The sequence below is a fragment of the Paracoccus ferrooxidans genome (assembly GCF_029909815.1).
Classification (GTDB): domain Bacteria; phylum Pseudomonadota; class Alphaproteobacteria; order Rhodobacterales; family Rhodobacteraceae; genus Paracoccus; species Paracoccus versutus.
In genome coordinates this window covers 143,920-165,038 of record NZ_CP038198.1, presented here as the reverse complement: position 1 = coordinate 165,038, position 21,119 = coordinate 143,920, and the positions used below count along the sequence as shown (strand labels likewise).

Annotated in this window: 21 protein-coding genes; 8 read left to right on the top strand and 13 right to left on the bottom strand. The window is 67.7% G+C overall.

The window, feature by feature from the left end; genetic code table 11:
• Positions 1-78: 78 nt before the first annotated feature.
• The 5 genes from E3U26_RS00820 to E3U26_RS00800 all read left to right on the top strand — a co-directional run bounded on the left by E3U26_RS00820 (position 79) and on the right by E3U26_RS00800 (position 5,092).
• Positions 79-1,965, top strand: coding sequence for an acyl-CoA synthetase (locus E3U26_RS00820; protein ID WP_072461920.1), 1,887 nt, complete (start codon positions 79-81; stop codon positions 1,963-1,965).
• A 149-nt stretch (positions 1,966-2,114) separates the two neighbouring features.
• On the top strand, positions 2,115-2,777 hold the full coding sequence (locus E3U26_RS00815) for a glycosyltransferase family 61 protein (RefSeq protein ID WP_499105151.1): 663 nt from the start codon (positions 2,115-2,117) through the stop codon (positions 2,775-2,777).
• Positions 2,722-3,654, top strand: coding sequence for an IS5 family transposase (locus tag E3U26_RS00810; RefSeq protein ID WP_179921185.1), 933 nt, complete (start codon positions 2,722-2,724; stop codon positions 3,652-3,654). The genes E3U26_RS00815 and E3U26_RS00810 overlap by 56 nt, the downstream gene beginning before the upstream one ends.
• Positions 3,655-3,695: 41 nt before the next feature.
• The gene (locus E3U26_RS00805) at positions 3,696-4,265 is read left to right on the top strand and encodes a glycosyltransferase family 61 protein (RefSeq protein WP_499105150.1); all 570 of its coding nucleotides are present in this window, start codon (positions 3,696-3,698) and stop codon (positions 4,263-4,265) included.
• Between the two features lie 8 nt (positions 4,266-4,273).
• A complete protein-coding gene (locus E3U26_RS00800) occupies positions 4,274-5,092 on the top strand; it encodes a glycosyltransferase (RefSeq protein ID WP_072461963.1) in 819 nt (272 codons plus the stop codon).
• Between the two features lie 47 nt (positions 5,093-5,139).
• Here E3U26_RS00800 and ettA read toward each other — a convergent pair whose 3' ends face one another.
• The 3 genes from ettA to rimO all read right to left on the bottom strand — a co-directional run bounded on the left by ettA (position 5,140) and on the right by rimO (position 9,171).
• Entirely contained in the window at positions 5,140-6,795 is a 1,656-nt protein-coding gene (ettA, locus tag E3U26_RS00795; RefSeq protein WP_243784951.1) for an energy-dependent translational throttle protein EttA, read from the bottom strand.
• Positions 6,796-6,867: 72 nt separating this feature from the next.
• Complete coding sequence (locus tag E3U26_RS00790; RefSeq protein ID WP_243700162.1) at positions 6,868-7,728, bottom strand: sulfotransferase family protein; 861 nt, start codon at positions 7,726-7,728, stop codon at positions 6,868-6,870.
• Between the two features lie 75 nt (positions 7,729-7,803).
• The gene (rimO, locus tag E3U26_RS00785; protein WP_499105149.1) at positions 7,804-9,171 is read right to left on the bottom strand and encodes a 30S ribosomal protein S12 methylthiotransferase RimO; all 1,368 of its coding nucleotides are present in this window, start codon (positions 9,169-9,171) and stop codon (positions 7,804-7,806) included.
• A 100-nt stretch (positions 9,172-9,271) separates the two neighbouring features.
• Here rimO and E3U26_RS00780 point away from each other — a divergent pair, with 100 nt between their 5' ends.
• Both E3U26_RS00780 and E3U26_RS00775 read left to right on the top strand, forming a co-directional pair.
• A complete protein-coding gene (locus E3U26_RS00780; protein ID WP_499105148.1) occupies positions 9,272-9,745 on the top strand; it encodes a hypothetical protein in 474 nt (157 codons plus the stop codon).
• A gap of 51 nt (positions 9,746-9,796) precedes the next feature.
• On the top strand, positions 9,797-10,102 hold the full coding sequence (locus E3U26_RS00775) for a hypothetical protein (protein ID WP_072461916.1): 306 nt from the start codon (positions 9,797-9,799) through the stop codon (positions 10,100-10,102).
• A 4-nt stretch (positions 10,103-10,106) separates the two neighbouring features.
• Here the strand turns inward: E3U26_RS00775 and E3U26_RS00770 are convergent, their stop codons facing one another.
• The 5 genes from E3U26_RS00770 to E3U26_RS00750 all read right to left on the bottom strand — a co-directional run bounded on the left by E3U26_RS00770 (position 10,107) and on the right by E3U26_RS00750 (position 14,265).
• Complete coding sequence (locus tag E3U26_RS00770; protein ID WP_036760703.1) at positions 10,107-10,868, bottom strand: ABC transporter permease; 762 nt, start codon at positions 10,866-10,868, stop codon at positions 10,107-10,109.
• Positions 10,865-11,794: an ABC transporter ATP-binding protein gene (locus tag E3U26_RS00765; protein ID WP_114535742.1), complete on the bottom strand. Its 930-nt coding sequence runs from the start codon at positions 11,792-11,794 to the stop codon at positions 10,865-10,867. Before E3U26_RS00765 ends, E3U26_RS00770 begins: the two co-directional genes overlap by 4 nt.
• A 106-nt stretch (positions 11,795-11,900) precedes the next feature.
• Positions 11,901-12,665: a lysophospholipid acyltransferase family protein gene (locus E3U26_RS00760; RefSeq protein WP_036760708.1), complete on the bottom strand. Its 765-nt coding sequence runs from the start codon at positions 12,663-12,665 to the stop codon at positions 11,901-11,903.
• A complete protein-coding gene (locus E3U26_RS00755) occupies positions 12,665-13,594 on the bottom strand; it encodes a cell division protein FtsX (protein ID WP_072461914.1) in 930 nt (309 codons plus the stop codon). The genes E3U26_RS00760 and E3U26_RS00755 overlap by 1 nt, the downstream gene beginning before the upstream one ends.
• Positions 13,591-14,265, bottom strand: a complete 675-nt coding sequence (locus E3U26_RS00750; protein ID WP_036760710.1) for a cell division ATP-binding protein FtsE — start codon at positions 14,263-14,265, stop codon at positions 13,591-13,593. Before E3U26_RS00750 ends, E3U26_RS00755 begins: the two co-directional genes overlap by 4 nt.
• Positions 14,266-14,389: 124 nt before the next feature.
• On the opposite strand from E3U26_RS00750, the gene E3U26_RS00745 reads away from it, so the two are divergent.
• Positions 14,390-15,358 carry a zinc-ribbon domain-containing protein gene (locus E3U26_RS00745; RefSeq protein ID WP_499105145.1) on the top strand — a complete coding sequence of 323 codons (969 nt, stop codon included), beginning with the start codon at positions 14,390-14,392 and terminating at the stop codon, positions 15,356-15,358.
• A 56-nt stretch (positions 15,359-15,414) separates the two neighbouring features.
• On the opposite strand, the gene E3U26_RS00740 is transcribed toward E3U26_RS00745, so the two are convergent.
• From E3U26_RS00740 to argH, 5 genes are all read right to left on the bottom strand, one after another.
• Positions 15,415-17,928 carry a DUF4175 domain-containing protein gene (locus E3U26_RS00740; RefSeq protein ID WP_499105144.1) on the bottom strand — a complete coding sequence of 838 codons (2,514 nt, stop codon included), beginning with the start codon at positions 17,926-17,928 and terminating at the stop codon, positions 15,415-15,417.
• 90 nt (positions 17,929-18,018) lie between these two features.
• Positions 18,019-19,284 carry a diaminopimelate decarboxylase family protein gene (gene lysA / locus E3U26_RS00735; protein ID WP_499105143.1) on the bottom strand — a complete coding sequence of 422 codons (1,266 nt, stop codon included), beginning with the start codon at positions 19,282-19,284 and terminating at the stop codon, positions 18,019-18,021.
• Positions 19,284-19,559 (bottom strand): DUF2834 domain-containing protein, encoded by a 276-nt coding sequence (locus E3U26_RS00730; protein ID WP_036758391.1) that lies wholly within the window; start codon positions 19,557-19,559, stop codon positions 19,284-19,286. Before E3U26_RS00730 ends, lysA begins: the two co-directional genes overlap by 1 nt.
• Positions 19,540-19,707, bottom strand: coding sequence for a hypothetical protein (locus E3U26_RS00725; protein ID WP_036758388.1), 168 nt, complete (start codon positions 19,705-19,707; stop codon positions 19,540-19,542). The genes E3U26_RS00730 and E3U26_RS00725 overlap by 20 nt, the downstream gene beginning before the upstream one ends.
• Positions 19,704-21,113 carry an argininosuccinate lyase gene (gene argH, locus E3U26_RS00720; protein ID WP_499105142.1) on the bottom strand — a complete coding sequence of 470 codons (1,410 nt, stop codon included), beginning with the start codon at positions 21,111-21,113 and terminating at the stop codon, positions 19,704-19,706. Before argH ends, E3U26_RS00725 begins: the two co-directional genes overlap by 4 nt.
• Between the last annotated feature and the right edge of the window lie 6 nt (positions 21,114-21,119).

Sequence of the window (21,119 nt, the reverse complement as noted above, 5' to 3'; positions counted from 1 at the left end):
CTTGCCAGCATGCTGATTGTTGGACCATTCTGCCTGTCGGCGGGGCACGACCCCGAAAGGGAGAACGGGAGGTAAGGAATGGCCAGGTTCGCGAGCGTCGCAGACCGCGATGCGGTCGAGGCGGAGATGCCCTATGCGCAGCGTCAGGTGCCGCGCACCGTCTATGAGGCGCTGACCCAGACCCGCGACCGCCATCCCCAGCGCCCGGCGATCAGCTTCCAGCTGTTCTCGGACCCCAAGGCGCCGGCCCGCACCCTGACCTGGACCGAGCTGCACGAGCGCGTGACCGAGACCGCGAACCTGTTTCGCAGCCTCGGCGTCGGGCCGGGGGACGTGGTAGCCTACCTGCTGCCCAATTGCATCGAGGCGCCGATCGTGCTGCTGGCGGGCGCGACGGCGGGCATCGTGAACCCGATCAACCCGCTTCTGGAGCCCGACCACATCGCCGCCATCCTGCGCGAGACCGGCGCCAAGGTGCTGGTGACGCTGAAGAGCTTCCCCAAGTCCGAGGTCGCGCAGAAGGCGGCCGAGGCGGTGGCGCAGGCCCCGAACGTGCAGACCGTGCTGGAGGTCGACCTGCGCGGCTACCTGACCGGGCTCAAGCGCATGCTGGTGCCGCTGATGCGGCCCAAGGTTCCCGCCCGCCACCATGCCAAGGTCATGGATTTCGAGGCCGCCGCCAGCGCCTGCAAGCACAACCGCCTGACCTTCGACGAACCGGCCGAGGACCGCGTCGCCGCCTTCTTCCACACCGGCGGCACCACCGGCATGCCCAAGGTCGCCCAGCACAAGCAATCGGGCATGATCTACAACGGCTGGCTGGGCGGCACGCTGCTGTTCAGCGAAACCGACGTGCTGATGTGCCCCTTGCCGATGTTTCACGTCTTCGCGGCCTATCCGGTGCTGATGTCCTGCCTGATCTCGGGCGCGCAGCTCATCATGCCGACGCCGGCCGGCTATCGCGGCGAGGGGGTGTTCGACAATTTCTGGAAGCTGATCGAACGCTGGCAGGCGACCTTCCTGATCACCGTGCCCACCGCCATCGCCGCGCTGATGCAGCGGCCGGTCGATGCCGATGTCTCGTCGCTCAAGACCGCGATCTCGGGCTCGGCGCCCCTGCCGATCGAGCTTTACAACCGCTTCAAGGCCGCGACCGGGGTCGAGATCGCCGAGGGCTACGGGCTGACCGAGGCGACCTGCCTCGTCTCCTGCAACCCGATGGACGGGCTGAAAAAGGTCGGCTCGGTCGGCATCCCCCTGCCCTATACCCATGTGCGCATCCTGCAGCGCCGCAACGGCGGCTTCCACGAATGCGCCATCGACGAGATCGGCGAGATCTGCGTGGCCAACCCCGGCGTCTTCGAGGGCTCGACCTATACCGAGGCCGACAAGAACCACGACCTTTTCGCCGAAAGCCGCTTCCTGCGCACCGGCGACCTGGGCCGGATGGACGGCGACGGCTATCTGTGGATCACCGGGCGCGCCAAGGATCTGATCATCCGCGGCGGCCACAACATCGACCCCGCCGAGATCGAGGACGCGCTGCTGTCCCATCCCAAGGTCGCCGCCGCCGCCGCCATCGGCCAGCCCGACTCCTTTGCGGGCGAGCTGCCCTGCGCCTATGTCGAGCTGATCGCCGGCGCCGAGGTCTCGCTGGACGAGCTGATGGACCATGCCCGCGCCCATATCCACGAACGCGCCGCGGTGCCCAAGCATATCGGGATCCTGCCCGAACTGCCCAAGACCGCGGTGGGCAAGATCTTCAAGCCCGACCTGCGCAAGCTGGCGATCCGCCGCGTCTATGACGCCGCCCTGGCCGAGGCCGGGCTGGCCGCCGAGGTGGCCGAGGTGGTCGACGACCGCAAGCGCGGCCTGGTCGCCCGCATCCGCCCCAGGGGCGAGGTCGACCGCGACGCCGTCGCGCAGCTGCTTGGCCAATACGCCCTGCCCTGGGAATGGGAATAGGGCCCGCCGGCCCTTTCAACCGGCCTTCGGCGGAATGCCGTCGCAGGCCAGTTTAGCTTGCATCGTCAAGGAGGTGTTGCCAAACAAGGCCAAGATTGGGAGTGTTCGCCTGGCAGGCGAATCGCCGTGTATGTGTTTGAGAGTGTAAATTGAACGAGCCTTGTCCTCCATTGCCCGATCAGGGCTGGTCCAGAAAAACGATTACCCTGCAAGATGCGATTGTGGTCCCTCCGTGGGAATCCCGCCCCCGGACACCAAGCGGTGTCTGGAAGGACGGCGACATTGCAGAGGCAGCCGCCTGGCGTGGCGCCGGACGCATGTCGCTTGCGCTTGAAGAGGCCCCCGAGTCGGTTGAAAAACTCGAAGGGCATTTCCTCTTCGCGGGGATGTTTTATGGTCATTTCGGGCATTTCATTACCGAAACGATCAGCAGGCTTTGGGCGGTAAACAACGATTATGACGGGGTCTTGTTTACTCCCAAGCATCCGACCCTGACGCATTTCAAGAAGCCGCATCGAGAGATTTTCGAGATTTTCGGCATCAAATGCCCGACCCTGGTCATCAAGCAGCCTTCGCTGGTCGAAGCCCTTACCATCCCCGGCCAGGGATTTGGCCTTGGTGAAATCGCCGCCGGCACGGAAGAGTTCCGAAATTTCCTGCGCGAGACCGTAGGAAAGCTTCCCGCCAACGGGCGGCTCTGTTGCACAAATCCCGTCAGGGATTCAGATCGTGAATCCAGGGTGGTAGCTGTGATGTATGAGCAGACCCACACCGCCAACCTACAGGACCAGAAACTGGCCAGCCTACAATGAAGCGCTCAAGCGCCGGGGCTCGCTGACGATCTGGTTCGACCCCGAGATGAGCTGGGATGCCGTGCCGACGGGGAGGCGTGGCCGCCAGCAGACCTACAGCGATACTGCCATTCAGAGCTGCCTGACGATGAAGGTGCTATTCGGCATGGCGCTCCGGCAGACGACCGGGTTCGTCGAGAGCCTGCTGCGTCTGGTTGGCCTCGACTGGACGGTGCCTGACTTCAGCACACTGTCCCGCCGCCAGAAGACCTTGGCTGTGAACATCCCGTATCGCGGCTCCAAAGGGCCGCTGCACCTGCTGATCGACAGCACAGGAATCAAGGTCGAGGGCGAAGGCGAGTGGCACGCTCGCAAGCATGGTGGCCCCAAACGGCGGGTCTGGCGCAAGATCCACCTTGGGATCGACGAGGAAACGCTAGAGATCCGGGCTGTCGAGATCACCGGGAGCAACGTCGGCGATGCGCCGATCCTACCTGACCTTCTCGACCAGATCCCGGAGGACCAGGAAATCGGTAGCGTCACGGCAGATGGCGCCTACGACACGCGCAAGTGCCACGATGCGATTGCAGATCGCGGAGCCCATGCCGTCATCCCACCGCGCAGGAACGCGAAGACCTGGAAGACCATCACCGCTGGAGCCGTCGCGCGCAACGAGGCCCTCCGGGCGTCCAGGTATCTCGGCCGCACCCTGTGGCGACGATGGAGTGGATACCACCGCCGGAGCCGCATCGAGACGAAGATGCATTGTGTCAAACTGCTGGGCCAGCGGCTCATGGCAAGGGACTTCGACCGTCAGGTCGCCGAGTTCCAGATCCGCATCGCCGTCCTGAACGGCTACACCGCGCTCGGCATCCCGGTCACGGAAGCTGTAGGATAAGTCTGTCCGGGGAGGGGGTAACCGCGCCCATCACCTGAGTTATGCAACAGAGCCCCAACGGGCCGGAAAAGATCTATATCTCCAGAACGAAATATATTGCAAACGGCGGGCTGCTGGCTGAAGCGATCCTCGAGGAAAACCTGAGGCGCTCGGGCTATATCCCCGTTTTCCCCGAGCAGCTGTCCTGGAAGGATCAGTTCGCGCTTTACCGCGCCGCCCGGAAAATCATCAGCCTGGACACATCCGCCCTTCACATGGCCGGGATGGCGGCCGACCCGGACAAGGATATTGCCGTCATCCTGCGCAGGAACAATGCCGAACACCATAGCATGCGCCTGCAGCTCAGGGGAATGATGGGAAAGGATCCCTTGCTGATCAACAGCCTGGTCGCCGAATATCTGGTGCCCGGCAAGAAGCCGAACCACAACAGCTGGGGCCAGGTGGATTTCAGGGAAATCCATGCGACATTGCTGGAGCATGGCTATCTGGACGCGGATGCGGCCTGGGACATTCCTTCGGACGAAATCATTCAGGCCGACGTCGCCGAGGCCGAGCGGCGCGCAAAGGGAAGCCTTGCCTACACGCCGGTCACGAAACGGTTCGCACAATGAAGAACACCATGACCATAGTCGGGATTTGCCGCTTTTCCATGATCGGCCGCGGCGATTGGAAAGCCTATCGCAACGTCGAAGAAAACGACCTGGAACCGATCTACAAGCAAAAGGAGCAGGAGCTTTTCGGCGACGAGCGGATGAAGGCCCGTTTCGTGACGTTCGAGCAGTTGACGCTGGCGTCCCTGGACGCGCAGACCGACCCCGATTTCAAGCTGCTCGTCATCTCTTCGGACCGGATGCCCAAGGTCTATCGCGACCAGCTGCAAAGGCTTTGCGACGCGCGCCCCTATGTGGTGCTGCGCTTTGTCCCGCCGATGCATGTCGCCGATGCCCAGGTCCAGACGCTCAAGGAAATCGGGCTGGAATTGCAGGATTGCCTGCAATTCCGCCTCGACGACGACGATTGCCTTTCAAAGGATTATATCAGGAAGCTGCGCAAGCATGGCGATACCCTGTGGAAGGCGCATGGCGCCTTCGCCGTCAGCTTCCCCTCGGTGATCTATTCGGTCATCGACGGGCCGACGCAAGGGCTTTACCGCTGGTTCAACCCCTTCCTCGGCGTGGGTGTCGCCGTGCGCCATCCGCAACGCACGGTGTTCGGCTTTGCCCATTATCGCATCCCGACGGTCATGGTCGCCCTGACCGACCCCTCGGTTCCCAGCATCGTGACCCATTATGGGATGAACGACACGCCGCGGCACGCCAAGGAAATCCTGGCCAAAAGGGGCATGAAGAAAGCGCCGCGCGACGAATTGGATCGCCTGATCACGCGGCATTTCGACTACCTGTCGGAAACGGGCATGAAGGCCGCCGGGTTTCGATAACAGCCTGCGAAGAAAAAAGGGGGCAGATCCGCCCCCTTTCCTTCATCTTACCGCGTGAACTTCTTGTATTTCACCCGCTTCGGCTCGACCGAATCCGGGCCGAGGCGGCGGATCTTGTCGGCCTCGTAATCCTCGAAGTTGCCCTCGAACCATTCCACATGCGCATCGCCCTCGAAGGCCAGGATATGCGTGCAGAGCCGGTCGAGGAAGAAACGGTCGTGCGAGATGATGACGGCGCAGCCGGCGAAATCCTCCAGCGCCGCTTCCAGCGCCTGCAGGGTTTCCACGTCCAGGTCGTTGGTCGGTTCGTCGAGCAGCAGCACGTTGCCGCCGGATTTCAGCAGCTTGGCCATATGCACCCGGTTGCGCTCGCCGCCCGAGAGCAGGCCGACCTTTTTCTGCTGGTCGCCGCCCTTGAAGTTGAAGGCCGAGCAGTAGGCGCGGCTGTTCATCGTGGCATCGCCCAGTTCGATCTGTTCGGCCCCGCCCGAGATTTCCTCCCAGACGGTCTTGTTCGGGTCCAGCGCATCGCGCGACTGGTCCACATAGGACAGCTTCACCGTGTCGCCATAGCTGATCTCGCCCGCGTCCGGCTGTTCCTGCCCGGTCAGCATCCTGAACAGCGTCGACTTGCCGGCACCGTTCGGGCCGATCACGCCGACGATGCCGCCCGGCGGCAGGCTGAAGGTCAGATCCTCGATCAGCAGCTTGTCGCCCATGGCCTTCTTCAGGCCGTCGACCTCGATCACCTTGCTGCCCAGCCGCTCGCCGTTGGGGATGATGATCTGGGCGCGGGTCAGCTTTTCGCGCTCGGACTGGCTGGCCAGTTCGTTATAGGCGTTGATCCGGGCCTTCTGCTTGGCCTGGCGCGCCTTGGCACCGGCGCGAATCCATTCCAGTTCGCGCTCCAGCGTCTTCTGCTTGGCCTTGTCCTCGCGCGCTTCCTGCTCCAGCCGCTTGGCCTTCTGCTCCAGCCAGGCGGAATAATTGCCCTCGTAGGGGATGCCGCGGCCGCGGTCGAGTTCCAGGATCCAGCCGGTGATGTCGTCCAGGAAATAACGGTCGTGGGTGACGATCAGGATGGTGCCGGGATATTCGATCAGGTGCTTTTGCAGCCAGGCGATGGTCTCGGCATCCAGGTGGTTGGTGGGTTCGTCCAGCAACAGCATGTCGGGCTGTTCCAGCAGCAGCTTGCACAGCGCCACCCGGCGACGCTCGCCCCCCGACAGGCTTTCCACGTCGGCGTCGTCCGGCGGGCAGCGCAGCGCCTCCATGGCCACGTCGATCTGGCTGTCCAGATCCCACAGGTTCTCGGCGTCGATCTCGTCCTGCAGCTTCGCCATTTCCTCGGCGGTCTCGTCCGAGTAGTTCATGGCAAGTTCGTTATAGCGGTCAAGCTTGGCCTGCTTGGCCTTGACCCCTTCCATGACGTTGCCGCGCACGTTCAGCGCCGGGTCCAGCTGCGGCTCCTGCGGCAGGTAGCCGACGGTCGCGCCCTTGGCGGCCCAGGCCTCGCCGGTGAAGTCCTTGTCGATGCCGGCCATGATGCGCAGCAGCGTCGACTTGCCGGCGCCGTTGACGCCGACGACGCCGATCTTGACGCCGGGCAGGAAGTTCAGGCGGATGTTCTCGAAGGTCTTCTTGCCGCCCGGATAGGTCTTGGACACCCCGTCCATGTGGTAAACGAACTGGTAGGAGGCCATGATCTTTCCCCGTCTCTGAAATCCGTGTGAACTTGGCCGCTATGTAGTCGAGCGGGAACGAAAGGGGAAGGCTCAGCGGAAAGCCTTGGTGAATTCCGGGCCGAAGCTTTGTTCCAGAAAGGCGAATTGCGGCTCGAGCTTGTCGCGCAGCCGGGCGCGGGCCTGGTCGGGCACCACCAGCGCATTGTCCGAGGCAAAGACCTTCTTGCCGAGGTCGCGATAGTCATGCGGCCGCAGGTCCAGGAAGTCCTCGACCCGGCGCAGCAAGCCCAGGGGATCGCGGGCGATCATGCCGAAGGGCAGGTAAAGCAGCCGGTCGGGGCCGAAATGCGCGTTCCAGCGCGGCACATAGGTCATGTAGTCGCCGCGATCCATCAGCTCGGGGGCCTCGACCTCGGCCAGCCAGTCCTCGACGGTGGCGGGCTTACGGCGCGCGCGGGTCAGGTTCATCTTGAGCTGCGAGACGGCGCGATCGACCGGGTGGCGGATGATATAGATGAACTTCGCCTGCGGCAGGAACTTCGCCAGGAACTCCACGCCCTCGGCCGGCAGGGTCGAATATTCCGGGGTCACGTCGATGGTCCTGGCGCCCTGGGGCGCCGGGGCGAAGACCAGCTTGTACCAATGGTTGGTGAACATCGGCTCGCGGGTGACGCGGTCCAGGTAGCGCACCATCTCACGCGGCATCTCTTCGCCGCGGGCGGCCCAGCGTTTCTCGATGTTCTGGCGGCCGCGGCGGAAATGCCAGGGCAGCCATTTGCGATGCTCCTCGATGAAGCGGTGGTTGAAGAACTGCACCTCCTTGAACGGAGGCGTCCAGACATCGGGATGCTGGCCCAACATCTGCGAGAGCCATGTGGTGCCGGCCTTTTGCGCGCCGATGCCCAGGAAATCGGGTTTGCGGGGTTTGCCTTCGGGATCCCAGTTCATCATGCCGCCTTGCTGCGTCGCGCTGCCGCCTGATTAAGCCAGCGGCGCGGGCGCCACAACCTGCGCGATTGTCGCCGCCTAGAGCCGGCCCCAAAGGTCGTAGTCGCCTGCCCCGTCCACGGTGACGGTGACGATGTCGCCCGGCGCCAGCGCCTCGAAACCCTGGTCGATGAACAGGTTGCCGTCGATCTCCGGCGCATCGGCCTGGGTGCGGCAGGTCGCGCCCTCGTCGTCCACGCTGTCCACGATCACCTCGATGCGCCGGCCGACCTTGGTCGCCAGCTTGGCTTCCGAGATCGCCTGCGCCTTCTGCATGAAGCGGTCCCAGCGGTCCTGCTTGACCTCGTCCGGGACGTGGTCGGGCAGGTCGTTCGCGCGCGCGCCCTTGACGTTTTCGTATTGGAAACAGCCGACGCGATCCAGTTGCGCCTCGTCCAGCCAGTCCAGCAGGGTCTGGAACTCGGCCTCGGTCTCGCCGGGATAGCCGACGATGAAGGTCGAGCGCAGGGTGATCTCGGGGCAGGCGGCGCGCCAGGCAGCGATCTCGTCCAGCGTCCGGGCCGCCGCCGCCGGCCGGGCCATGCGCTTCAGCGTGTCCGGGTGCGCGTGCTGGAAGGGGATGTCGAGATAGGGCAGCACCAACCCCTCGGCCATCAGCGGGATCAGGTCGCGCACATGCGGATAGGGATAGACGTAATGCAGCCGCACCCATGCCCCCAAAGACCCCAGGTCGCGGGCCAGGTCGGTGATATGCGCGCGGTGCCCACGCTCCTCGGCGAATTTGCGGTCGAGCCCGTAGGCCGAGGTGTCCTGCGAAATCACCAGCAGCTCGCGCACCCCCGCCTCGACCAGCTTTTCCGCCTCGCGGATCACGGCATGGGCGGGGCGGCTGACCAGCTTGCCGCGCATGTCGGGGATGATGCAGAACTTGCAGGCGTGGTTGCAGCCCTCGGAGATCTTCAGGTAGCTGTAATGGCGCGGCGTCAGCTTGACGCCCGAGGCCGGCAGCAGGTCCACGAAGGGATCGGGGCTGGGCGGCACGGCGTGATGCACCGCGTCCAGCACCTGCTCGTATTGCTGCGGTCCCGTCACCGCCAGCACCGAGGGATGCGCGCCGGTGATGTATTCCGGCTCGGCGCCAAGGCAGCCGGTGACGATCACCTTGCCGTTTTCCGCCAGCGCCTCGCCGATGGCCTGCAGGCTTTCCGCCTTGGCGCTGTCCAGGAAACCGCAGGTGTTCACGATCACCGCGCCGGCGCCCTTGTAGTCGGGGCTGATCGCATAGCCCTCGGCCCGCAGGCGGGTCAGGATGCGTTCGCTGTCCACCAGCGCCTTGGGACAGCCGAGGCTGACCATGCCGATGGTGGGCTGCCCGTCCCTTCGCGTGGTGTCGAAGATCGGGCTTGGGGCTAGATCGGGGCGCAACAGGGGCGGGTTCTGGCTCATGGCCGGCATATAATGCGGGTCGCGGCGCTTGTTAAGCCGCAAGCGCGGCTCGCCGGAACGTCATTTGGACTTGTGCGTTCGCCAAGGCATAGCAGGGGACATGAGCATGCCTTCCCTCCTGACCCGCCTTTCTTCGGCGCTTGTCCTGGCGCTGGCCGTTGGCGCCGGCGTCGCCAGCCTGCCCGCGACGGCCGAGGCGCAGCCGCGCGGCAAGCCCATCGTCATCATGAACAACCGCGGCGGCAATGTCGTCGAGGCGATCCGCCAGCGCAACAAGCTGGCCGCCAGCGGCCGCCCGGTCGAGGTGCGCGGCTATTGCCGCTCGGCCTGCACGATCTATATCACCCTGCCCAATGCCTGCCTGGGGCCCAGGGCGACGGTGGGCTTCCACGCGCCCCGCATCCCCGGCACCACCATCATCCCGCCCATCGTGGACGAGCTGATGGCGCAATATTACCGCAACGGCATCCTGCACATGTGGAACGCGCGCTGGAAACATTCGTTGAAGATGCAAAAGATCTCGGCCCGCGAATATGTCCGGCTTGATCCGCAGACGCGGCTGTGCCGGAACTAGATGACAGCTCAGCGGCCATATGTCACATTTGTCTGCAAGGGAGGAGCCATAATGATTCGACATTGCATTTTCATTTCCGCCACAGCCCTTTTCTGGGCGACGGCGGCCGGGGCGCAGGACGCGGCAACCGAGGCCCCGCAGCCGCTGCGGCAAGGCGCCGGCAGCGCGGCGCAGGCGGCGCCGGGGCTGCTCGACTGCGCGATCTGGGCCGACCGCGAGCGGCTTGCCCCGGCCTATCGGCAGCTGGCGCAGACGCATGGCCGCGATACGGCGGAAAGCTGGCTGCGGCAGCAGACCACCGCCTACAACCTGCACGCGGCCCGGATGGGCAAGGCGGCGGCGCCCTGCCCGGCCTGAGCCGTCATTCGCGCAGCCGCCAGCCGGTCAGGAAGATCCAGCGGATCGCGCCCATGCAGACCAGGATCATCAGCGCGACCGCGCCCAGCGACAGCCCGACCGGCACGTCGGCAAAGCCGAAGAAGCTCCAGCGGAAGCCCGAGATCAGGTAAAGCACCGGGTTGAGCTTGGCCACGCCCTCCCAGAAGGGCGGCAGCATCGAAGCCGAATAGAAGGCCCCGCCCAGGAACACCAGGGGCGTGATGACCATCATCGGCACGATCTGCAACTGCTCGAAATTCTTGGCCCACAGGCCGATGATGAAGCCCAGCAGCGAAAAGGCCACGGCGGTCAGCAGCAGAAACGCCAGCATCCAGAACGGATGGGCGATATGGACGCCGGTGAACCAGAAGCTGGTCGCCAGGATCACCAGCGCGATCATCACCGCCTTGGCGGCGGCGGCGCCGACGAAGCCCAGCGTGACCTCGATCCAGCCGGTCGGCGCCACGAGGATTTCATAGATCGTGCCCGAGAATTTCGGGAAATAGATGCCGAAGCTGGCATTGGCCACGGATTGCTGCAACACGGTCAGCATCATCAGCCCCGGCACGATGAAGGCGCCGTAGGGCACGCCCTCGACCGCCTGGATGCGCCCGCCGATGGCCGCGCCGAAGACGACGAAGTAAAGCACCGTGGACAGCACCGGCGAGGCCAGCGATTGCCAGACCGTGCGGAAGAAACGCGCCATCTCATGGCCGAAGACGGCGCGGGCGGAACGCCAGTTCATGCGGTTTCCTCCTCGACCAGCGACATGAATATCTCTTCCAGGCTGCTCTGCTTGGTCGAGACGTCTCGCACGGCAAGGCCGCGCTCGGCCAGTTCGGCCAGCAGGTGGGCGATGCCGGTGCGCTCGGCCCTGGTGTCGTAGTCATAGCCCAGCTCGCGGCCGTCGGCCGAAAGCACCAGCCCGCGCCCGGCCAGGTCGGCCGGCAGCGCCGCCAGCGGCTCGTAAAGCGAGATGGTCAGGTGCTTCTTGCCGAATTCGCCCATCAACGCGTCCTTGGACCGGACCAGCAGCAATTCGCCGCGGTTGATGACGCCGATGCGGTCGGCCATGTCCTCGGCCTCTTCCAGGTAGTGGGTGGTCAGGATGATGGTCACGCCCTCGGCGCGCAATTCGCGCACCACCTGCCACATCTCGCGCCGCAGGGTCACGTCCACCCCGGCGGTCGGCTCGTCCAGGAACAGCACCTTGGGCCGGTGCGACAGCGCCTTGGCGATCAGCACCCGCCGCTTCATGCCGCCCGACAGCTCGCGCGTCTTGGCATCGCGCTTGTCCCACAGCGCCAGGCTGCGCAGCAATTGCTCGATATAGGCGTCGTCCGGCGGCTCGCCGTAGAGCCCGCGGGTAAAGCGCACGCAGTCGATGACCGTCTCGAAGGGCTCCAGCGCGATCTCCTGCGGGACAAGGCCGATCAGCTTGCGCGCCGCGCGCCAATCCGTGCGGATGTCGTGGCCGCCGACGCGCACCGTGCCGCCGGTCGGCACCACCAGGCCGCAGATGATCGAGATCAGCGTGGTCTTGCCCGCCCCGTTCGGGCCGAGCAGCGCCAGGATCTCGCCCTCCTCGATCTGCAACGAGACCTCTTTCAGCGCCACCGTGCCGCTGCCGTAGCGTTTGGAAACATGGTCGATGTCGATGATCGGACGCATACCGTCCCCCTGTTCTGGCCCGAAGGCCCGCGAATCCGCCGGGCAGGTTGGACCGCAACCGCGGGCGGGCGCAATGGCGAAAACGCCCCTGACCTTGCGTCAGGGCTCAGGCCGGCGGCAGGCCGCCCGCCTCGGCCAGCAGGCGGTCGCTGGCGCTCTCGATCCGGTCCTCCAGCAATTCCATCACCGCCCCCGACCGCGGGCCGGCGGTGATCGGCGGCAGGAACTCGATCACCGCCGTGCCGCCGCGGATCGGGATGCCCTGCCGGGGCCAGAACAGGCCGCAATTGACCGCCACCGGGTGGATGGGCAGGCCGGTCGCGCGCTGGATGGTGCCGGCGCCGTGCTTGTAGGGCAGTTTCTGCCCCGGCCGGGTGCGGGTGCCCTCGGGATAGATGATCAGCTGGCCCAGCCCGCCGGGACGGGCGCGGGCGGCCTCGATCCCGGCGATGATCTGCTTCATCGCCTCCTTGCCGCGGGCACGGTCGATGGGGATGCAGCCGACCTTGCGCGCAAACCAGCCCATGACCGGCACCCGCAGCACCTCGCGCTTCATCACGAAGGCGCGGCGCGGGCAGGCGCGGGCCAGCGCCAGGATGTCGAGAAAGCTGTGATGCTTGGAGGCGACGATGCAGTCGCCGGCGGGCGGCGTGCCGCGGTATTCGACCCGGACGCCCAGGATCAGCCGTGCCGCGCCCAGCATCTGGTCCAGCCACAGGCTGGCCACGCGATGCGCGCGCTCGGGGTGGACCAGCACCTGCGGCAGGCCCCACAGCCCCAGCACCAGCGTCACCAGCGCCGCATAAAGGTAATAAAGCACCGTGCGCGGCCAATCCAGGACCGAGGCCCGGCGCGGATGATAGAGGGCCATCAGCGCACCTCGCGCAGCATCTTCAGCGCCGCCCAGCGGGTCGCGACGAAACCGATGGCAGCGGCGAGCGGCGGGATCAGCAAGGGCCAGAGCCAGCCCCAGCCCTGGAATCCCAGCCCGGTCAGGAAGCTGCCCGCCTGGTCCATCGCGGGCAGCGCCCAGATCGCCGCCATCCCCAGCGCGGTGCCGCCGGCCGCACCCATGGCGGCGCGGCGGGTAAAGCGGCGTACGAAGGCGGTGGCGATGGTGATGTCGCGCGCGCCGATCAGGCGCAGGACGCGGATCACCTGCCCGTTCGCCGCCAGCGCCGCCTTGGCCGCCAGCGTGATCATCGCCCCCGAGGCGGCGGCAATCAGCAACAGCGAGACGAGGCCCAGCACCCGCAGCCGGTTCGCGGCCGAGACCAGCGGCTGGCGCCAGCGGGTATGGTCGTCCAGCACCGCGCCCGGCGCCTCGCCCTCCAGCCGCAGGCGCAGCGCCTCGGCGTCGAAACCCTCGGCCGCCTCGGTGATCTCGATCAGGCGCGGCACCGGCAGGGCCTCGACCGGGACATCGGGGCCGAACCAGGGCTCCAGCAGCCCTTCCACCTCGTCATCGGGCAAGAGCCGCGCCTCGGCGATGCCGGGGGTGGTCTTCAGCGCCTCCATCACCGTGAGGGTCTGCTCGTCGATCTGGTCCTCGGGGGCCGAGATGCGCACGGTCACGGTCTGGGCCAGCTCGCTGGACCAGCGTTCGGCCAGCCGGCCGGTGGCCAGCGCCAGCGCCAGGGCAAAGACCGCAAGGAAGGCCATGGCCGCGGCCGAGAACACCGTCAGCTGCGCGGTAAAGCCGGTCGGCGGCACCACGCGGTCCGTCCCCGCAGGGTCGGGTCGGGTCAGCCCGCGCCACAGCGTCGCCAGGTCGAGCGATTTCAGATCGGCTTTCTTCACAGGTCCGCCCCCGCCAGTTGCAGCCTCTTGCCCGCGATGCGCAGCACCCGCGCCTGCACCTGCTGCTTGGCGGCACGGATCAGGTTCAGGTCATGGGTGGCGATCAGCACCGCCTTGCCAGAACGGTTCAGTTCGATCAGCAACTGCAAAAGCCGCATCGACATGTCCCAGTCCAGGTTCCCGGTCGGCTCGTCCGCCAGGATCAGGTCGGGCGACATGATGACGGCGCGGGCCAGCGCGGCGCGCTGCCGCTCGCCCCCCGACAGTTCGGGGGGCATGGCGCGGGCATGGCCGGACAGCTGCACCCAGGCCAGCAACTCGCCCAGGGCCGGCATGTCCACCTGCTCGCCCGAGACCAGCAACGGCAGGGCGATGTTTTCCGCCACCGGCAGGTGGTCCAGGAATTGCGTGTCCTGATGCACCACCCCCACCCGCCGCCGCAGCCCGGCGATGCCGTCGCGCGACAGCCCCTGCACATCCTGGCCAAAGGCGGTCATCCGCCCGCCGCTGGGCAGCAGGTCGGCATAGCACAGCCGCAGGAAGGTGGTCTTGCCCGCGCCCGAGGGGCCGGTCAGGAAATGGAAGGAACCCGGCTGAAGCGTCAGCGACATGTCGGCAAGCAGCGGATCGTTGCCGCTGTAGCCGAAGGACAGGTTCTGCATCTCGATCACTGGTGGTCCCTTTCCGAGCGGGCTGCTTGGCGCGCGGTTCGTGGCTTGATAGAACAGTCGCGCGGCGAATGCGAGACGCCCGCATGATCGAAACCACCCCCGACCGGAGCCGAAAGACCAGCCCATGCGCCTGACCTGCCCCCGCTGCGCTGCCCAATACGAGATCGCGGAATCCGCCATTCCCGCCTCGGGGCGCGAGGTCGAATGCTCGGCCTGCGGCCATGTGTGGCGCCAGCCCGGAACGGGAAAATCCGCCCAGGCCACCGATCCCGCCCCGCGCCGCCCCTATGATCCGCAGGCGCGCCCGGTCCTGAACCGGCCGCTGGACGAATCGGTGCTGGCCATCCTGCGCGAGGAAGCCGCCCGCGAGCTGCGCGCCCGCGAGGCGCCGGTGCGAAAGCCCGCCACCGATCACATTCCCGCGACGGCCGCCGCCACAGCGGCCCCGGAGGCGGCGCCAGCGACGACCGAGCCCGCCGCCAGCGACGGCCGCGCGCCCGCCGAACCGCCGATCGACTGGCCGGCCGCCACCGTGACCGAGCCGGGCATCGCCCCGGCGCCCGCCGAAACCGCTCCCGCCGAGCCGGCCCCCGCCAGCCCGCAAACGCCGCCCCAGCCCCAGCCCGAAAGCCCGGTCGCGGAAGCCCCTGCCGCCAGGCCCGCGCCGCCGGAATGGCCCGAACCGGTCGCCCCCGCCCTGCCCGATGCCGAGGAACTGGCCGCGACCCTGACACGCAGCGGCCCGCCGCTGCCCGATCCGGCCCCCGAGGCGGGGGAAGCGCCCCCGGCCATCGCGCCGCTGATCCGTCCCGCCCTGCCGGAAACCCCGGCCGCGGCCAACCCGGCCGAGCCCGCCGCGGCCCCCGCCCCGCGCGAGGCGCCGGTTCCCGCCCTGGTGCCGGTGCGCCGACAGCGCAGCGGCGGCTACGGCATGGGCTTCGGCCTTGCCGCGATGCTGGCGCTGGGGGCGGTGATCCTCTATGCGCTGGCGCCGCAGATCCCTGCCGAGGAAGGCGGCGGCTGGCTCGCCGACTGGCGCCAGCAGGTCGACCAGGGCCGGCTCTGGCTCCACGACCGCATCCTGGGCCGATAGGGGGCCTCGCCGCGCGATCCGAACGGCGCGCCGCAAGGGCCGGCTGCCCCCCTTTTTCAGAAATTCTCCAGCAGCCGCCCCAGATAGTCGCGCTCGTCGCGCGGCCGCTCGCGCTCGCCGCTGCGCCGGCGGATCTCGTCCTGCAATTCGCGGGCCTTGCGCGAGGGATCGCCGCCCTCGGCCAGGGGATCGCCCGAGGTGATCGAACCGCCGTCGCCCGACAGCGCCCGGCCCAAGGGATCGGTCTGCGGCTGGCGATCATAGGGCTGCGCCAGCCCGCGCTGCCCGCGCGGATCGCCCGAGGGGCCCTCGGGGCCGTCCTGCTGCCCGCCCTGCTGCGGCTGGCCGTCCTGGCCCTGCTGCTGGTCCTGCGCCATCATGTCGCCCAGCGCCCGCATCCCCTCGCGCATGGACTGGATCGCCTGGGCCTGGCGCTCCATCGCGCCGGCGGCATCGCCCTCGCGCAGCGCCTGCTCGGCATCCTCCATGGCGCGGCCGGCCTCGTCCAGCTGGCGCCGCGCCTCCTCGCCCTGCGGGGTGCCGCGGCCGGGCAGCAAGCCGCGCTGCCGGCCCAGATCCTCGCGCAACTCGCGCTGGCGGTCGGCAAGCTGCTGGCCCTGCTGGTCGCCCTGGCCCTCCTGTCCCTCCTCGCCCGGCTGCCATTGGCCGAACCGGTCCTGCATCTGGCGCATGGCCTCGTCGGCCAGCTTCTGCTGGTCGCGCAGGGTCTCGGCCAGCCGGTTCATCGGCCGCTGGCGGCCGCCCTCGCCGCCCTCGGATTGCGTCACCCGCATGTTCTGCATCATGCGGTTGAACTGCTCCAGCAATTCCTGTGCCTCGGCCATGCGGCCCTCGTTCATCAGGCGCTGGATCTCGTCCATCATCTGCTGGATCTGGTCGCCGGTGATCTGCTGGCGATTCTGCGGCGAGCGGTCGAAACGCTCGGCCGGATCCTGCCCCTGCTGCTGGGCCAGCATGTCGAGGTAATCGTCGGTGGCCTGCTTCAGCTCGTCCATCAGGCGCTGGATCTCGTCGGGGCTGGCGCCGTTGCGGATCGCCTCGCTCAACCGTTCCTGTGCCTGCTGCATGCGCTCCAGCGCATCGGCCAGCCCGCCATCCTCCAGCGCGACGGCTGCATCCCACAGCAGCTGCGCCAGCTTGTTGCGCGCCTCCTCGCCCAAGTTGCCGGATTCCAGCGTGCCGACGGCACCGCGCAGGCCGTGATACAGCTCCTCCTCCATGAAGCCCTCGGGCTGCCAGCTCGCCGCACGCAGGATCTGGGCGCTGCGGGCGGCATTGTCGCGCGACCACAGCAGGTCGCGCCGCACCTCGATCAGCGACGCCGCCAGCGGGTCGAAGAAGCGCCGCCCCGGCAGCACCATGCGCATCGGGGCCGAGACGCCCTGCTGCTCGATCCCGTCCTCGACCTTCAGCGAAACCGTCACCGGCAGGTTGGCCCAGGGATGGCGCGCCAGGTCACCCACCAGCCGGCCGCGGATCTGCTTGCGGCTGCCGGTCGCGGGCAGGGGCAGTTCCAGCTCCACCGCCTCACGCGGTTCGGGATCGAGGGCCAGGCCAAAGCGGCGGTCCACCGCATCCAGGTCCAACGCGATGACCGCATGGCCGGCCGCGATGCCATTGTCGTCGCTGGCGGTGAATTCCTGCACCAGCCTTCCGTCGGCGCGCCGCTCGGGCGCCTTGCCGGGCGCCACCACCGGCACCGCATCCGGCAGCACGGTCACGTCGAAGCGCCGCCCGGCGACCTCGATCGCCCCGTCGCGCTCGGCCATGAACTCGGGCGCCGCGGGATCGCCGCCCGGCACCGCCGCGCCGATATCCTGCGCTATTTCGGCGCCTTCGCCGTAAAGCCGGAAGCTCAGCTTCGAGCCCTTGGGCAGCTCCAGCCCCCGCCCCTCGGGCAGGGCGTTCAGGTAAAGCGTCGGGCGCCGGGTATAGGCGGGGGGCGCGGCCCAGCCCTCCCATGACGGCCCGGCCTCGGCGCCGGGACGCGCCTCGGGCAGGGGCCGGAAGGTCGCGCCCAGGGCGGCAAGGCCCTGCCCCAGCTGCCCCGCCGGCGCAAAAACCAGCGCCATGACCAGCGCCACCATGCCGGCCAGCCGCAAGGCGACCGGATCGCGCCAGCGCAGCCGCGCATCGGGCGCAACCGGACGCGCGGCAGAGGCCACCTGCTCCATCCGCGCCAGATGCGCGCGCCACAGCGCATCCGCGCCGCCGTCCCCGGCCCCCAGGACCAGACGGTCGCGCAGCGCCGAAAGCGGCCGCCCCGGCAGGGTCAGGTCGACCCGCAGCCGCGCCACCGCGGCCGAGGGCCGCCGGAACCGCCGCACCCCCCAGCCGAAGGCCAGCACCGCGATCAGGGCCACCAGGCCCATCAGCCAGATCAGCGCCCGCGAGGAAAAAAGATCGGTCGCGCCAAAGGCCAGCGCCGCCAGCACCAGCGCCAGAACCACGCCCAGAGGCCAGAAGGCGGCGGCCAGCGCCTCCCACCACATGCCGGCGCGGGTCAGCCCGACCGCCCAGCGGATCCGGCGCGGCTCAGCGGGATCCATGGCCCCGCCCCCTCGTTCTTCCGTGGACAAATATCCCACGGGGGTCCGGGGGTGTGAAACCCCCGGCGACCACGCAGCAGGAAGCGATACCTAAAGCCATTCCGGGATGGTATCGCGTCCCAGCATTTCCTCAAGCGTCGGTCGTGCCCGAATGACGGCGAATTGATCGCCGCTGACCAGAACCTCGGGCACCAGCGGCCGGGAATTGTATTCCGAGGCCATCACCGCGCCATAGGCCCCGGCCGAGCGCAGCGCCACCAGGTCGCCCGGACCCAGCACCGGCAGATCGACCGCCTTCTGGAAGGTGTCGCCGGTCTCGCAGACCGGGCCGACCACGTCATGGGGCGCGACCTCGGCCCCCGGCGCCGGCTCGCGCACCGGCACGATGTCGTGATGCGCCGAATACATCGCCGGCCGGATCAGGTCGTTCATCGCCGCGTCGAGGATCAGGAAATCCCTCCCCTCGCCCTGTTTCAGATAGATCACCGAGGACAGCAGGATGCCGGCATTGCCGGCAATGTTGCGCCCCGGCTCGATCTCGATCTCGCAGCCCAGGTCGCCCACGGCATCGCGGATCACCTGGCCGTATTCGATCGGCAAGGGCGGCGCATTGTTGTCGCGCCGGTAGGGAATGCCCAGGCCGCCGCCCATGTCGAGCCGGGTGATCGCATGCCCGTCGGCGCGCAGGGCGCGGGTCAGCTCGGCCATCTTGGTATAGGCCAGCCGATAGGGCTCCAGGTCGGTCAGCTGGCTGCCGATATGCATGTCGATGCCGACCACCTTGATGCCGGGCAGCCGCGCGGCATGGGCATAGACCCCGCGCGCGCGCGCGATGGGGATGCCGAACTTGTTCTCGGACTTGCCGGTGGCGATCTTCTCATGCGTCCTTGCATCGACGTCGGGGTTCACCCGCACGGCGACCGGCGCCTCGACCCCCATCGCGGCGGCCACGCGCGACAGCAGTTCCAGTTCCGGCTCGGATTCGACGTTGAACTGGCGGATGCCGCCTTCCAGCGCCATGCGCATCTCGGGCTCGGTCTTGCCGACGCCGGAGAACACGATCCGCTCGCCCGGCACGCCCGCCGCCTTCGCCCGCGCGTATTCCCCGCCCGAGACGATGTCCATGCCCGCGCCCAGGTCGCCCAGAAGCTTCAGCACGGCGATGTTCGAGTTGGCCTTGACCGCAAAGCAGACCAGGTGATCGGTCCAATCCAGCGCCTGCTGGAACAGCTTGAAATGCCGGGTCAGCGTGGCGGTGGAATAGACATAGACCGGGGTGCCGACCTCGGCCGCGATGCGGGCCAGGGGCACCTCCTCGGCATGAAGCCAGCCGTCGACATAGTTGAAGTGATCCATCAGGTGATCCTGCGAGAGCGGATGAACAGATAAAGCGGCAGCGCAAAGCCGATCCCCAGCGCCAGCGCCGGCAGCGTCAGCAGCGCCGCCCAGTTGCGGCGCAGCATGGTCTCGACCAGGCACCACAGCGCCAGCGTGGCCTGCGCCAGCAGTTCGGACCCGCCGGCGCCCTGCCACAGCGCCTCGCCCCGCCACAGCGCCACGGCCAGGCCGGCCAGCGCAAGCGCCGCCCAGGCCAGCCGCAGGGGCGTCAGCTCAGAGCTGCTTGATGACACCGAAACGCGCCTCGCCGCTGATATGCACGCCGGGTTCGCGGACGGTTTCACGGGCAGGCTCGGGACGGGTCGGCGCACCATCGACCCCACAGGCGGCCAGGGTGGCCAGGATCAGCGCGAAGGCGGCCAAAAGCAGGTGCTGCGTCATGCGGATTTCTCCTCCAGTTTCTGTTTCCAACGGGCGATCTGGGCGCGAACCTGCTGGGGCGCGGTGCCGCCATAGGACATGCGCGAGGCGACCGAGTTATGCACGCCCAGCACGTTATAGACATCCGCGGTGATCGCCGGATGGACCGATTGCATCTGCGCCAGAGTCAGCTCCGGCAGGTCGATCCCGGCCTTCTCGGCCAGGGCGACCAGCGCGCCGGTGACGTGATGGGCGTCGCGGAAGGGCAGCCCCGCCTCGCGCACCAGCCAGTCGGCCAGGTCGGTCGCGGTCGAAAACCCCGAGCCCGCCGCCGCCTCCAGCCGCTCGCGGTTGGCCGTCAGGTCCGACAGCATGCCCTCCATCGCGGCCAGCGCCAGCATGAGGTTGTCGGCGGCGTCGAAGACCTGCTCCTTGTCCTCCTGCATGTCCTTGGAATAGGCGAGCGGCAGGCCCTTCATCACCACGAACAGCGCCACGGCCGCGCCCAGGATGCGGCCGATCTTGGCCCGGATCAGCTCGGCCGCGTCGGGGTTCTTCTTCTGCGGCATGATCGACGAGCCGGTCGAGAAGCGGTCCGACATGGTGACGAAGCGGAACTGGGCCGAGGACCAGATCACCAGCTCCTCGGCCAGCCGCGACAGGTGGACGGCACAGATCGCGGCCGAGGACAGGAACTCCAGCGCGAAATCGCGGTCGCTGACCGCATCGAGGCTGTTGGCCATCGGCCGGTCGAAGCCCAGCGCGCGCGCCGTCGCCTCGCGGTCGATGGGAAAGCCGGTGCCGGCCAGGGCGGCGGCGCCCAGGGGCGATTCGTTCATGCGCTTGCGCGCGTCCCGGAAACGCGACAGGTCGCGGCCGAACATCTCGACATAGGCCATCATGTGATGGCCCCAGGTCACCGGCTGCGCGGTCTGCAGATGGGTAAAGCCCGGCATGACCCAATCCGCGCCGCGCTCGGCCTGCGACAGGGCGACGCGGATCAGCGCGTCGAGGCCGGCGATGGCCGCGTCGCATTGGTCGCGCACCCACAGCCGGAAGTCGGTCGCCACCTGGTCGTTGCGGCTTCGCGCCGTGTGCAACCGCCCCGCCGGCTCGCCGACGATCTCCTTGAGCCGCGATTCCACGTTCATGTGGATGTCTTCCAGCGCGGTGGAAAAGGGAAACTCCCCCGCCTCGATCTCTGACAAGACCGTGAGCAGCCCTTCCCCGATCGCCTCGGCATCGCTAGTGCTGATGATGCCTTGTGCCGCAAGCATCGCGGCATGGGCGCGGCTGCCCCGGATGTCCTGGGCATAAAGCCGCCGGTCGAAGCCGATCGAGGCGTTGATCGCCTCCATGATCGCGTCCGGGCCTGCGGCGAAACGTCCGCCCCACATCTGGTTGGCGGTGGTGGGCTGCTCGGTCATGACTTG

Excerpts from the sequence above, each read along its gene's own strand:
- E3U26_RS00820 (WP_072461920.1), top strand. The coding sequence starts at position 79 with ATGGCCAGGTTCGCGAGCGTCGCAGACCGCGATGCGGTCGAGGCGGAG.
- E3U26_RS00810 (WP_179921185.1), top strand. The coding sequence starts at position 2,722 with ATGAGCAGACCCACACCGCCAACCTACAGGACCAGAAACTGGCCAGCC.
- E3U26_RS00805 (WP_499105150.1), top strand. The coding sequence starts at position 3,696 with ATGCAACAGAGCCCCAACGGGCCGGAAAAGATCTATATCTCCAGAACG.
- E3U26_RS00800 (WP_072461963.1), top strand. The coding sequence starts at position 4,274 with ATGACCATAGTCGGGATTTGCCGCTTTTCCATGATCGGCCGCGGCGAT.
- ettA (WP_243784951.1), bottom strand. The coding sequence starts at position 6,795 with ATGGCCTCCTACCAGTTCGTTTACCACATGGACGGGGTGTCCAAGACC.
- E3U26_RS00790 (WP_243700162.1), bottom strand. The coding sequence starts at position 7,728 with ATGATGAACTGGGATCCCGAAGGCAAACCCCGCAAACCCGATTTCCTG.
- rimO (WP_499105149.1), bottom strand. The coding sequence starts at position 9,171 with ATGAGCCAGAACCCGCCCCTGTTGCGCCCCGATCTAGCCCCAAGCCCG.
- E3U26_RS00780 (WP_499105148.1), top strand. The coding sequence starts at position 9,272 with ATGAGCATGCCTTCCCTCCTGACCCGCCTTTCTTCGGCGCTTGTCCTG.
- E3U26_RS00775 (WP_072461916.1), top strand. The coding sequence starts at position 9,797 with ATGATTCGACATTGCATTTTCATTTCCGCCACAGCCCTTTTCTGGGCG.
- E3U26_RS00770 (WP_036760703.1), bottom strand. The coding sequence starts at position 10,868 with ATGAACTGGCGTTCCGCCCGCGCCGTCTTCGGCCATGAGATGGCGCGT.
- E3U26_RS00765 (WP_114535742.1), bottom strand. The coding sequence starts at position 11,794 with ATGCGTCCGATCATCGACATCGACCATGTTTCCAAACGCTACGGCAGC.
- E3U26_RS00760 (WP_036760708.1), bottom strand. The coding sequence starts at position 12,665 with ATGGCCCTCTATCATCCGCGCCGGGCCTCGGTCCTGGATTGGCCGCGC.
- E3U26_RS00745 (WP_499105145.1), top strand. The coding sequence starts at position 14,390 with ATGCGCCTGACCTGCCCCCGCTGCGCTGCCCAATACGAGATCGCGGAA.
- E3U26_RS00740 (WP_499105144.1), bottom strand. The coding sequence starts at position 17,928 with ATGGATCCCGCTGAGCCGCGCCGGATCCGCTGGGCGGTCGGGCTGACC.
- lysA (WP_499105143.1), bottom strand. The coding sequence starts at position 19,284 with ATGGATCACTTCAACTATGTCGACGGCTGGCTTCATGCCGAGGAGGTG.
- E3U26_RS00725 (WP_036758388.1), bottom strand. The coding sequence starts at position 19,707 with ATGACGCAGCACCTGCTTTTGGCCGCCTTCGCGCTGATCCTGGCCACC.
- argH (WP_499105142.1), bottom strand. The coding sequence starts at position 21,113 with ATGACCGAGCAGCCCACCACCGCCAACCAGATGTGGGGCGGACGTTTC.